The following is a 12,214-nucleotide window of genomic DNA, read 5'->3' on the forward strand; positions in this document are numbered from 1 at the left end:
CCGGTGGATGGTGTCCTTAGTTAACGACGGCCTGTTCGGATCCCGTCGGAGCGTCGACCGTACTCGTCGGACCGGAGTCCCAGAGGCCGTCAGTTCATACGGTCTGCTGTAACTGTTTACCGGCGCATCTGCAACCCGTCATGCGGATGCGTCGGAAATGACTTACAGTAGTCCGTATCAGAGGTCGAACGTCGCGGCCGCAGTCTCCATGTCCTTGTCGCCACGTCCCGAGAGGTTCACCAGGATGGTATCGTGTTCGCCGTCGTCGGCCAGCTGGAGGGCGCGTGCCACCCCGTGGCTCGACTCGAGGGCCGGAATGATTCCCTCGGTCTCGCTCAACTCCCTGAACGCGGCGAGGGCCTCGTCGTCGGTGATGCCAGTGTACTCACAGCGACCCACTGCCTGGAACATGGCGTGTTCGGGACCGACGCCGGGGTAGTCCAGCCCTGCGGAGACGGAGTGGACCTCGACGTCCTCGTCGATCACGCGCGTTTTCATCCCGTGGAGAACCTCGTCGTCACCGCTCGAAAGCGGGGCGGCGTGGCGCTTCGAGTCTGCGCCCTCGCCGCCGCCTTCGGCACCGTAGAAGGCGACGTCGTCGTCGCGGAACGCGTGGAAGAGCCCGATCGCGTTCGAGCCACCGCCGACGCAGGCGACCGCTGCGTCCGGCAGTTCGCCCGTCCGCTCTATCATCTGCTCGCGGGCTTCCTCGCCGATGACCGACTGGAAGTCACGGACCATCCGCGGGAACGGGTCGGGACCGACGACGCTGCCGACGAGGTAGTGGGTGTCCTCAACGTTCTCGGCGAAGTCCTCGAGTGCGGCGTCGACGGCGTCGGCGAGGCCGGCGTCACCGCGAGTGACCTCGTTGACGTCGGCACCCATCAGCCGCATCCGGAAGACGTTCATCTCCTGGCGCTCGACGTCTTTTTTCCCCATGTAGATCTCCGTCTCGAGGTCGAGCAACGCGCCGACCATCGCGGTCGCGACGCCGTGTTGGCCCGCGCCCGTCTCGGCGATCAGCCGCTCGCGACCCGCCTTCTTCGCGAGCAGGCCCTGCCCGAGCACGTTGTTGATCTTGTGTGCGCCGCCGTGGAGCAGATCCTCGCGTTTGAGGTAGATGTCGACCCCGTACCGTTCGCTCAGGTTGCGAGCGTAGTAGATCGGCGTCGGCCGGCCGGCGAACTCCTCGAGGAGGTCGCGAAGCTCCGTCTGGAACTCGTCGGTCGCGCTCACGTCGTCGTACGCGTCGGCGAGTTGCTCGAGAGGTTCGAGCAGCGGTTCGGGAACGTGCCGTCCCCCGTAGCCTTCGAAGTCGCCCTGGGACATGTCTACACCACCGTTGCCGTGCTGGGTAAAAATACGTTCGGAGATGGACAGCGATATCCACTCGCGTCACCCTCCGGACGTCGCTGTACCGTCTCGGATCTCGGCCGGCCGCTCGAGATCGGCCGTGAGACCGAACGTCGACTCGAGCGAACCTGCCCTCTGCAATATTAGGTGCCTATTATGTGCATCCATGTATATCATATGTTTAGCGAAAATACTTATGTGATGGTCCGTCCGAGATAGCGGTACCGATGTCCGTGAATACGACCACGAACTGGGCTGATCCGGCGACCTGTCCCTTCTGCGGTGGCGACTTACCCGATCCCGGCGCTGGCTTCGTCGACCACCTCGGCGAGAGTCCCGACTGCGAGTCGGGCTTCGAGATCTGGCGGGAGAACGTCGCCGGCGACGTCGCCGGCGAGTGGAGCGGATAACGCCGGCTGAAGCCGACCTCGAGTGTGTCGCCGCCACCTCCTCCATCGAGCGGTCCGTGTGTTACGGAGTCGCCTTCTGAACTCGCCATCAACACCTTCGATACTGTGTACTAAGTTATTCCGTACCACGAACCACAGCGGACGCGTCCAACGGCCCGTGACACACCCTGACATATGTCTCAGTTCAAGTCAGGCTCGCCCGCCTATCGCGACAACGCGCACAAACCACGTCGACACACTCGTCGGGAAGCGCATGGTCGAGAAGCAGTGTTTCGACCTCGAGCGTTCGAGTTGATTCGACGCCACGTTCGACGAGACACCCGTCGGCGTTCTCGAGCGTCGTGCTCTCGATCTCGACTGGGGTCGAAAGTCTTCTCGGGCCGTGCTAGCTCGGGCGTATCTGGCGGATACGACAATGTACGTTGCCAAAAACAATTACTGAATACTATGTGGCGAGAGGTTGTATGGTAGACAATACCGAGCAGACGAGTACTGCGCCGTCAGCCACGAGACGGCGGTACATGAAGGCGACGGGTGCCGTTGCCGTGGGGGCACTCGCCTCCAGTGCGGTCGCAGCCGACGGGCGAACCGATCCGAGCACCTTTTCCGACGAGTTTCTCGAGGCGGTCGAGAACGGAGAGCCGGTGTACGGCGTCTCCGCGTCCCTGGCGGGGATGGATCCCGTGACCGTCACCTCGCACGTGGACACCGACTGGATCTGGATCGACACCGAGCACGCAGCGTACGACGTTCGAGAAGTGCGAGAGATGATGAGCGTCATTCCAGAGGATACCGCCGGGATCACGCGCGTTCCGGGCGCCCATCCGAAGGAAGTCGAGCGCGTGCTGGACGCTGGATCGGACGGCGTCATCGTTCCCAAGCTTCGGACAGTCGAGGAGGTCGAGGAGTTCGTCGCCAGCGCCTACTATCCACCGAAAGGAGACCGGGGCGTCGCCGGTTCTCCGGCCAGCACGTTCGGTCTCGAGTTCGACGAGGAGTACATGCAAACGGCGAACGAGAACGTCTTCGTCGTCATCCAGGTCGAAACAGCGGAACTCGTCGACAACATCGATCGCGTCGCACAAATCGAGGGCATCGACTCGCTGCTCATCGGTCCAGCGGACCTCTCCTCGCAGCTCGGCGATCCGCTCAACACCGACACGGCGGAGTTCCAGCGGGCAGTCGATCGGGTTCGCCGAGCAGCAGAACGTAACGACATCGCGCCGGGATACTGGATCGGGCTGGACGACGCCGAGCCGTTCGTCGAGGAGGGCTGGCAGGTCCTCTCGCTCGGCAGCGATGCGGCGCTACTCGCCCAGGCCGTCCAGGAGCGGATCGACGACTCTCCATGAGCGAATAGCTCGAAATATGAAAACCACGTGAAGAAGCGTACTCGCCGGGATTTGAACCCGAAGCAAGAATCATGGACTCGCCGGGATTTGAACCCGGGGCCTCTTCCTTGCGAAGGAAGCGATCTGCCGCTGATCTACGAGCCCTCGAGCATTCGTAACCGGGGTCGCTATTTGTAGCTTGTGTTTCGACAGCGGCGTGGGAGACACTCTCGCGACGAGGTCGGCGATCACGAATCCGACCGATCACCGCTCCGTCGCGGCCAGCCGCCTGAGTCGGGCGATCCGATCCTCGGTCGGAGGGTGGGTCCGGAAGGAACCGGACGCGAGGTCGTCGACCGCCGGCGGGAGGACGTCCAGTGCGACGACCGCCTGTTCCCACTTCCGGAGGTCCGTCGTCGGCGTCGCTCTGGCGTCCGAGAGCGTGGCGAGCGCGCTGGCGAGTGCCGCTGGCGATCCCGTAAGCGCCACGGCGCCGGCGTCGGCGTGCCACTCCCGGCCGCGCGAGAGGATCGCGACGCCGAACTGGCCGTACGATTTCAACAGCCCGAAGACGCCGTTCCAGAACCGGTCGTCGACGTCCCGCGGGTCGTCGTCGATCCAGTCGTCGGCGATCAACACGGGGACCATCGCGGCGGACATGATCCGGCTGTCCCAGTTCGCCAGATGACTGACCTCGTGGGCCAGGACGGCCTCGAGTTCCGCGCCCGGGAGCGCCTCGAGGAGGCCGGTCGAGACGGCGACGACGGCCGTCTCGCCGCTGCCGAGCGTGAACGATTCGGGTCGATCGGTCTCGGTGACGTACACGTCGGGCGCGGGAACGTCCGCGAGCTGTGCGAGCCGGGCGACCGTGGCCTCGAGGTCGGCGTCGAACTCCGACGCGGGGACGCTGTCGTCGACGAGTCGCTCTCGGAGGTGTCGGACTTCACGTCGCGCTCCGGACACCATCATGACGACGGTGAGAATCGCGCTGAGTCCGAACGCGAGCAGGAGTCCCGCCACCGTTTCGAGCAGGAGGACGATCGCCGCACTCCCCTCGACGACGAGGAGGTACAGACAGCCCAGCGCCCACCCCGTGGCAAGGAGGGAGGCGGGTGTGGGCTGGAATATGTGCGTCGCGGCGGTGTAGCGGGCGATCGTCGGCCACCAGTCGACGACGAGGATCAATCCGAGCACAGCGCCGACCGCCACGAGAAACGGCGGCACGGATGCAACGTCGCTGATCGCCGGCAGCGACGCGAACCCCTCGAAGGCAGAATGCACCCATCCCCAGACGGCGAACGCGAGCACGCCCCCGAGGATGCCGACAAGCAGTGCGACGACGAGCGCGACCGTCGCGAGGATGGCGACGGCGACCACCATCCGAACCAGCAGCGAGAGATGGAGCCGATACATGTTCATGCAAACTGTCCTGTTGCCGAACGTAGGTAAACGTCGGTGCAAAAACCTTCTGGAAGCGAGAATCCGACACAGACGGAAGAGCGCCGAACGCCCACTGTCTGGGGTCGCCCAGCGTGGAACACGTCGAGATGAGTGCGATCGAGACCGTCGATCTCTCACGCCATCACGCTCTCGGCCGGGTGCCGCTCGTCCACCTGCAACAGTCGGGCCCGGCCCGCGACCAGCCCCAACAGGAAGCCAACGAAGTGCGCGACCAGCGCGGCTCGCGGACTCGCCGTTGCGATCGTGACGGCGGCAGCCAGCGAGACGAAGACCAGCCAGACGAGCCAGCGCGGGACGTCGACGCTCGAGGCGATGCTTTCGGCGACGGGATTCACTACGAGGAGATAGCCAAGGAGTGCGAAGACGGCACCGCTCGAGCCGAGGACGGCGGCCCCGTACCCGAAGAAACCCGTCACCCAGACCTGCGTGACGCCCGCGATCGCTCCAGTGACGAGGAAGAAAGTGTGAAACCGGAGTCGGGTGGTCGCGCGGGCGACGGGCCATCCGAACAGCACGAGTGCGACGCTATTGGACAGCAGGTGTGCGAGGCCGGCGTGTGCGTAGACGCTGGTGGCGATCGTCCACGGGTGTTGCGAGAGCGGCGTCGAGAGGACGAACAGACTGGCGACCACGCCGAGCACGCCGGCGACGCTCTGGACGATCGCGACGAGCAAGAATACGACGAGCGTCTCTTCGATTGGACTTCCCGACGAACGCGACATGTCAGTCAGTACGTCGGGTAGCTACAAAAGCACTCAGGAGACCAGCAGCTATTCGGTCCGGCGCAATCGGTTCCAGTAGCGAGTGGAACTGCGCGAGAGGTAACCGATCGCGATCAGTCTTCGAGGACGATCTCGATCGAGACGTCGTTGGGCACCTGGATGCGCATGAGCTGTCGGAGTGCGCGTTCGTCGGCGTCCAGGTCGATCAGGCGCTTGTGGACGCGCATCTCCCAGTGCTCCCACGTCGCGGTACCCTCGCCGTCGGGCGACTTGCGCGTCGGAACCTCGAGCGTCTTCGTGGGCAGCGGGATCGGCCCACTGAGGTTGACGCCGGTGTTGTTCGCGATCTCGCGGACGTCGTCACAGATGTCGTCCAGATCTTCGGGACTCGTGCCCGCGAGTCGAACGCGTGCTTGCTGCATTTATTTCTCGTTGACGTCGAGGACCTTCCCGGCTGCGATGGTCTGGCCCATGTCGCGGATGGCGAAGCTCCCGAGTTCGGGGATCTCGCTCGAGGGTTCGATGCTGAGGGGCTTCTGTGGTCGGATGGTGACCACAGCAGCGTCACCCGACTGGATGAAGTCGGGGTTCTCCTCGGCGACTTCGCCGCTCGAGGGGTCCATCTTCTTGTCGATGGATTCGATCGTACACGCGACCTGCGCCGTGTGGGCGTGGAAGACCGGCGTGTACCCTGCGGTGATGACCGAGGGGTGCTGCATGACGACGATCTGCGCCTGGAACGTCTCGGCGACGCTTGGCGGCTCGTCGGCGGGGCCACAGACGTCACCGCGGCGGATGTCGTCCTTGCCGATGCCGCGGACGTTGAATCCGACGTTGTCACCGGGCTCGGCCTTGGGCACTTCCTCGTGGTGCATCTCGATCGTCTTGACTTCGCCGCCCACGTCGCTGGGCTGGAAGGAGACGTTGTCGCCGGTGTTCATGACACCGGTCTCGATCCGTCCGACGGGGACGGTACCGATACCCGAGATGGTGTAAACGTCCTGGATCGGGAGGCGCAGCGGCGCGTCCGTCGGCGGCTCCGGCTCGGGCAGCGCGTTCAGGGCCTCGAGCAGGATTTCGCCGTCGTACCACGACGTGTTGTCGCTTTCCTCGGCGATGTTGTCGCCTTCGAACGCCGAGATCGGGATGAACGAGGCGTCGTCGGTGTTGAACTGGACCTGCTTGAGCAGCTGCTCGACCTCGTCGACGACCTGGTTGTAGTCGTCTTCGGAGTAGTCGACGACGTCCATCTTGTTGATGCCGATGATGAGCTCGTCGATACCCAGGGTGCGGGCCAGGAAGACGTGCTCCTGGGTCTGGGGTGCGACGCCGTCGTCTGCGGCGACGACGAGGACGGCGTTGTCCGCCTGCGAGGCACCGGTGATCATGTTCTTGACGAAGTCACGGTGGCCCGGACAGTCGACGATGGTGAAGTAGTACTCGTCGGTGTCGAACTCCTGGTGGGCGATGTCGATGGTGACACCACGCTCTCGCTCCTCGGCGAGGTTGTCCATCACGTAGGCGAACTCGAAGCCGCCTTTGCCCTTCTCTTCTGCTTCTTCGCGGTGCTGTTCGATGACGTGCTCGGGTACGCTCCCCGTCTCGTAGAGGAGTCGCCCGACCAGCGTACTCTTCCCGTGGTCAACGTGGCCGATGATGGCCAGGTTCTGGTGCGGTTTGTCTTCGCTCATTGTTGTAGCTCACGCGCAGAGGCGCTTATATCGGTCTCTTTTGCCCGTTGCGGTTAAAACCATTTCGAAACCGGGTTCAGGGTCCCCCGACGCCCTCTTGCGGTTTGTGTCACGTCCACACGGGTCTCGCCGGTCGACGCCGTCGGTCCGAGAGCCACGACTGTCCGGTCGGCGAGAACGTCTCGAGAACGGTGTCGAATCGCCGGTCAGAGCGGCGGCAGTCGGCCGACGTCGGACAGCACCGCAGTCGCCGTCTCGGGGCCGCCAGCACCGCGTCCGCTGTTGTGGAGGCTGCCGGCGTGGCGGGTCTCGATCTGGACGATGTTTCGGGTTCCGGTCACGGCGAGCGCGCCGTTTTCCGGCACCAGACGGGGACCGACGCGCACTCCATCGCGCGTGGCCTCGCCGATGAGCCGGATCGTCCGGCCGTCCTCGGCGGCGAGTTCGAGCGCGCTGCCGGGGACGTTCTGGATGCCGGTGACGTCCGCGTCCTCGAGGCTGAAGCCGCCGTCTGCGAGCACGTTCGCGAGGATGACGAACTTGAGCGCGGCGTCGGTGCCATCGACGTCGAACGTCGGGTCGGCTTCCGCGACGCCCAGGTCCTGGGCCTCGCTGAGGACGTGTTCGTAGTCGAGGCCTTCGGCGGCCATCCGCGTGAGGATGAAGTTCGCGGTGCCGTTCAACACGCCGCGGACGGCTGTCACGGCTTCCGGCGTGCTGTCTTCGATCGTCGAGAGGATGGGGATCGCCCCGCCGACGGTCGCCTCGAACCGAATCGAGCCCGCGCTCTCGCGCTCGAGGTCGCGCAACTCTTCGTACCGCTCTGCGACGGGTCCCTTGTTCGCGAGGACGGCGTGGCGGTCGTCCTCGAGCGCCCGCCGGACGTGTGAGAAGCCGGGTTCGGCGTCGCCGAGCGTCGTCGGGGTGGCCTCGACGAGGACGTCGTAGTCGGTCTCGAAGAGCTCCTCCGGCGTCGCGCTCCCGAGTGCGTCCCCCGCGTCCTTGCGCTCGAGTGCGCTCGAGACGTCGATCCCGTCCGCGTCGACGGTGGCGTGTCGCGAGTCCGCGAGGGCGACGACCTCGTGGCCGTACTCGCCCGCGAGTTCGGCGACCGATCGGCCGACTGCGCCGGCACCGAGAACGGCGAGCCGCATCAGGCATCACCTCCCGGCAGGGGTTCGACGACGGAGAGGTCGCGTTCGTCGGCGATCGATCGGACGGCCGCGATGGCGTCCTCGACGCGCCCGGAGTCGACGGCGAGACGGAGTCGCGCACTCGAGACGGCGTCGATGCCATCGGGTGCGGCAAGCGAGAGGTCGACGACGGCCGCGGCCGCATCGGCTTCGATCGCCTCGAGGGTCTCCGAGAGGTCGGTCTCGACCAGGTGGCCGACGAGGACGACGCTGACCTCCTCGCCGTAGCGTTCCGCGCCGGCCTGGATCACGTTGACGCCGGCGTCGCGGAGGCCGTCGACCACGGCGTCGAACCGGTCGGGGGGACACTCGAGGTCGACCTCGACGGGGATGTGCCCCCGCGGTGTGATGTTGCCGCGTTCGTGGTGGATACTCAGGAGATTCCCTCCGTTGTCGGCGATTGGTGCGAGCGCCCGGAGCAACTCTCCGGGTTCGTCGACGAGCTCGAGTCGAACGGTGTAGGCACGGATGCCACCGTCCGTCTCCGGCTCGTCGTCTATTTCCTCACCCATCACCGACACCTCCGAACTGCGGGCGTCCACACGTCATGATGTACGAGTGTGGGATTGGCGCGTAAAAACATATAGGCGTTCCCAAAACTGGCCACGCTCGGTCGCCCCTAGAAGTGATCCTCGCCCGGATTCGACGAGCCCCAGTCGCCGCGGCCGCCCTCGGTACGATCGATGCCCATGATCGACTCGGGCTGGTCGGGACCGCCGAGTTCTTCGCGCGCGTCGGGGACGCGAACCGTGACGGCATCGATCTCGGGCCACTTGAGCAGTTCGGCCTCGATGTTGCCCGTCGTGACGTCGCTGATCGAACAGCCGCGACAGCCACCGCCGAGTTCGACGACGACCTCGCCGGTCTCCGGGTCCGCCTCGCGAACGGCGCTGGTGCCGCCGTGCATCTGGATGATGGGCATCTCGCGAGCGAGCCAGCGCTCGACGCGGTCTTTCAGCGGCGCGTCGTCCCCCTCGAGTTCGGTCATCGTCCGCCCTAGGGAGTCGACGCGGGAATAGTTTCGGTTCCCGTTCACTCCTCGCTGCCGCGTCGGCGAAGCCACTCGAGCGCGAGCGCACCGCCGGCGAGTCCGGCGGTGGCGGTGAAGCCGGATAGCTGGTCGCCGCCCGATTCGCTTCCCGAGTCGTTCGTCGACTCGGGTTCGGGGTCGGTCGCTGTCCTCTCGTCGTCGCCGGTCAGCGAGGGCGGGTCGGCCTGCTGGCCGGCTTCGATCGGGAACGTGTACAGCCCGCCGTCCGTCGGGGCGTTCGGAATCAGAGTCGTGCTACTGGCGACGAAGACGTCCTCGCGCGCGACGCGGGCGGTCCAGAATCCCGCCGTTTCGGGATCGCGCCACCAGGCGAGTTCCTCGGGTTCGGCGGGATCGGTGACGTCGTGGATCTTCACGCCGCCCTGGTACCACGCCGAGTAGAGGTGACCGCCCCGGAGTTCGAAGTTGTGGGCTGTGGTCCACGACCCGCCGCGGTAGGAGGCGTCGGCCGTCGCCGGCGGATCGATCGTCGCCAGCTGCCGGATGTCGTCGCGGTCGGAGACGTCGAACAGGTCGATTCCGCCGGCACCCTCGGGATCGCCGGGATCGGTCGCCCAGCTCTCCCTGCCGACCGCCAGGAGGTCGCCGCGCTCGTCGAGCGTCGCGAAGTGGTCGTTTCCGGGCAGTCCCAGGTAGGCGTCGTTCACCGCGGCCGCGTCCAGCTCGAGCTGGTCGTCGACGGTCGTCTCGGCGACGTGGCCGAGATACTGGGGATCGCTGGGATCGCTCACGTCGAGCAGGTAGGTGCCCGCGTTCCAGTAGGCGAGTGCGGCGACGTCGCCGTGGACGGTGACGTCGTGGAGGTAGTGCAGCCGCGAGTCGACGTCGCGCCACGCGGGTTCGTGGTCGGCGACCGACCAGCGGGCGATCTCCTCGAAGTCGTCTCCGCTCGCGTCGAGGACGACGAGAGGGTTTTCCGCCGTGCCGTTGCAGACGAGATAGAGCGTTTCGTCGTCGAGCGAACAGTTGTGGACGTGAAAGCCGGTCTCGTAGGGTTCGCCTGCGCGGACGGGATCGCTGGGATCGCTCACGTCGTAGCAGACGATGCCGTAGAAGTCGTCGTCGAAGGCGGGGTTTGCCGGTCCTGGGACGGCCAGTCTGTCGCCGGCAACGTCGACGTCGAGCACGTCGGTGAGGCGACGGTCGCCGACGGCGATGTCGCGCCGCTCGGCGAGGAGGGTCGGATCGCGGGGGTCGCTCACGTCGACGACCGCGAAGCCGTCGACGACCGCCAGGTAGGCCACGTCGCCGTCGTCGCCGACGACCGTCTCGCACGCGCCGTCGACCTCGAGCCGGCCCAGCGGCTCGTAGGCGTCGGCTGCGGCGGTGGCGGGGACGGAACTGCCGAGCGTCGTCGCGGCGGCGGTGCCGACGCCGGCGCGGAGGAGGGTCCTGCGACGCATACGCGTACATCTTCTCCCCGGGCCAGCTACAAAACAGTGGCGCGGATCGACTCGATCTCGCGTGCGAGCGGCCCTAGTTTCGCATTCGTCGTCGATCGCCAGTTCCCTCGGTCAGCGCGCTCGCGAGTGCACCCTCGACGACCACGTCGTCGCCGAGGTCCGTCACCGTGATCTCGGGGACGTTCGTCATCACGGTGTCTTCGATTCGCTCGCGGATCGGATCGATCACCAGTTCCTCGTTTCGCAGCGCGACCGCCCCGCCGAAGGAGACGACAAGCGGCGCGAACGCGTGGACGACGTTCGTCACGCCGATGACGTTCCAGTGGGTCACCTGTTCGATCGTGTGGTCGGCCAGGTCGTCCTCGCCGGCGAAGGCGAAGACGTCTTTCGCCGTGAAGTCGGGGTCCTCGAGTGGTAACTCGGTCGAGATCGTCGGATCGTCTTCGGCGAGCAGGCGCGCGTAGTCGGGGATGTTGTTCCCCGAACAGTACGCCTCCCAGTGGCCCTCGTGGCCACAGCCGCAGGTCATCCGCCCGTGAGGGTCGACGACGTAGTGGCCGACCTCGCCCGCGTTGCCGTCCCACCCGCTCAGGACCTCGCCGTCACAGCAGACGCCCGCGCCGACCCCCGAGGAGATGGTGATGTAGGCCATGTCGTCGGGGTTGCGATCCGAGTGAAAGCGTTCACCGATGACGCCCGCGTTCGTGTCGTTGTGCAGGTACACCTCGTCGCTGTCGACGAGTTTCTCTATCGGTCCCGTCAGCGGAATGCGATCGATCGTGTCGGGGAGGTTCGCAGGATCGATCACTGCCCCTTCCGCGAGGTCGAACGGTCCGATCGAACCGATCCCGACGGCCTGGATCTGGACTGGATCGATCCCCGCGTCCGCACACGCCTCTCGGAGCGTCGCCAGTACTTTCTCCGTCACGTCGATCCCCGTCGGCCCGCGCGGCGTTGCGTCCTTGCTCGAGCCGACGGTCGTCCCGTCGCTCTCGGCGACGACGGCCCGGACGTTGGTCGCGCCGAGGTCGACGCCCGCGTAGTAGAACATCCCTACCCTATGGGACGGCCGCCACCACACTTAACTACACACATCTTTACTCGTGCTCGAGTATCGGCTTCGAAACAGGTCCACGACGACCGACTCCACCGACACTCGTATGCTGTTTGCTATCATATACTAGTTATGGCCACGGAGGACGCTTCCGATCGGGCCGAGTCGCTCTCCGAGTCCGAACGACGCGCGCTCCACGAGGTCGAACTCGGACTCGAGTGGCTCCAGCGAGCACAGGGCTGTCTGATCGAGTTCCACCACGCGACGGGTCACGGGATGGACCACCTCTACCAGGCGGAGATGCATCTGCGAGAGTGTGGCTACGACGACCTCGCCGACGCCGTCCGGAACGACCTCCTCCCTCACGGCGTCGTCGACGAGGACCGCTGGTCGTACGACGTCCTCGAGGACTTCCAGTCGACGCTGCTGACGGCGACGGTCGCCCTCGAGCGGCGGACGCGCCAGGAGGTCGCGGACGGACGGCGACACGTCGCCGAGCGACGGCAGGAACGGGAGTGGAAAGAACGGGCCGACAGGCGCTGACG

13 protein-coding genes and 1 tRNA gene are annotated in these 12,214 nt (G+C 65.9%); 3 read left to right on the forward strand and 11 right to left on the reverse strand.

The window, feature by feature from the left end; genetic code table 11:
• Positions 1-177 precede the first annotated feature (177 nt).
• Complete coding sequence (gene trpB / locus MU558_RS02665; RefSeq protein WP_246971726.1) at positions 178-1,329, reverse strand: tryptophan synthase subunit beta; 1,152 nt, start codon at positions 1,327-1,329, stop codon at positions 178-180.
• A gap of 251 nt (positions 1,330-1,580) precedes the next feature.
• On the opposite strand from trpB, the gene MU558_RS02670 reads away from it, so the two are divergent.
• On the forward strand, positions 1,581-1,763 hold the full coding sequence (locus MU558_RS02670) for a DUF7501 family protein (RefSeq protein ID WP_246971727.1): 183 nt from the start codon (positions 1,581-1,583) through the stop codon (positions 1,761-1,763).
• A 464-nt stretch (positions 1,764-2,227) separates the two neighbouring features.
• Positions 2,228-3,115, forward strand: a complete 888-nt coding sequence (locus MU558_RS02675) for an HpcH/HpaI aldolase family protein (protein WP_246971728.1) — start codon at positions 2,228-2,230, stop codon at positions 3,113-3,115.
• Between the two features lie 72 nt (positions 3,116-3,187).
• Here MU558_RS02675 and MU558_RS02680 read toward each other — a convergent pair.
• The 10 genes from MU558_RS02680 to MU558_RS02725 form a co-directional block, all read right to left on the reverse strand.
• Positions 3,188-3,259, reverse strand: a tRNA-Ala gene (locus MU558_RS02680).
• A 99-nt stretch (positions 3,260-3,358) separates the two neighbouring features.
• Positions 3,359-4,513, reverse strand: a complete 1,155-nt coding sequence (locus tag MU558_RS02685) for a M48 family metallopeptidase (RefSeq protein WP_246971729.1) — start codon at positions 4,511-4,513, stop codon at positions 3,359-3,361.
• Positions 4,514-4,668: 155 nt separating this feature from the next.
• Positions 4,669-5,277 carry a rhomboid family intramembrane serine protease gene (locus MU558_RS02690; RefSeq protein WP_246971731.1) on the reverse strand — a complete coding sequence of 203 codons (609 nt, stop codon included), beginning with the start codon at positions 5,275-5,277 and terminating at the stop codon, positions 4,669-4,671.
• A gap of 113 nt (positions 5,278-5,390) precedes the next feature.
• The gene (gene rpsJ, locus MU558_RS02695; RefSeq protein WP_006090080.1) at positions 5,391-5,699 is read right to left on the reverse strand and encodes a 30S ribosomal protein S10; all 309 of its coding nucleotides are present in this window, start codon (positions 5,697-5,699) and stop codon (positions 5,391-5,393) included.
• Positions 5,700-6,968: a translation elongation factor EF-1 subunit alpha gene (gene tuf, locus MU558_RS02700; RefSeq protein WP_246971733.1), complete on the reverse strand. Its 1,269-nt coding sequence runs from the start codon at positions 6,966-6,968 to the stop codon at positions 5,700-5,702.
• Between the two features lie 206 nt (positions 6,969-7,174).
• Positions 7,175-8,122 (reverse strand): homoserine dehydrogenase, encoded by a 948-nt coding sequence (locus tag MU558_RS02705; RefSeq protein WP_246971734.1) that lies wholly within the window; start codon positions 8,120-8,122, stop codon positions 7,175-7,177.
• The gene (locus MU558_RS02710; protein WP_246971735.1) at positions 8,122-8,673 is read right to left on the reverse strand and encodes an amino acid-binding protein; all 552 of its coding nucleotides are present in this window, start codon (positions 8,671-8,673) and stop codon (positions 8,122-8,124) included. Before MU558_RS02710 ends, MU558_RS02705 begins: the two co-directional genes overlap by 1 nt.
• A gap of 107 nt (positions 8,674-8,780) precedes the next feature.
• A complete protein-coding gene (locus MU558_RS02715) occupies positions 8,781-9,149 on the reverse strand; it encodes a NifU family protein (RefSeq protein WP_246971736.1) in 369 nt (122 codons plus the stop codon).
• Positions 9,150-9,193: 44 nt separating this feature from the next.
• The gene (locus MU558_RS02720) at positions 9,194-10,615 is read right to left on the reverse strand and encodes an LVIVD repeat-containing protein (RefSeq protein WP_246971737.1); all 1,422 of its coding nucleotides are present in this window, start codon (positions 10,613-10,615) and stop codon (positions 9,194-9,196) included.
• A gap of 73 nt (positions 10,616-10,688) precedes the next feature.
• Positions 10,689-11,666: an ROK family protein gene (locus MU558_RS02725; protein WP_246971740.1), complete on the reverse strand. Its 978-nt coding sequence runs from the start codon at positions 11,664-11,666 to the stop codon at positions 10,689-10,691.
• A 135-nt stretch (positions 11,667-11,801) separates the two neighbouring features.
• Between MU558_RS02725 and MU558_RS02730 the strand changes: the two genes are divergently transcribed.
• On the forward strand, positions 11,802-12,212 hold the full coding sequence (locus tag MU558_RS02730; protein WP_246971741.1) for a hypothetical protein: 411 nt from the start codon (positions 11,802-11,804) through the stop codon (positions 12,210-12,212).
• Positions 12,213-12,214: the final 2 nt, after the last annotated feature.

Source organism: Natribaculum luteum, from assembly GCF_023008545.1.
GTDB lineage: Archaea > Halobacteriota > Halobacteria > Halobacteriales > Natrialbaceae > Natribaculum > Natribaculum luteum.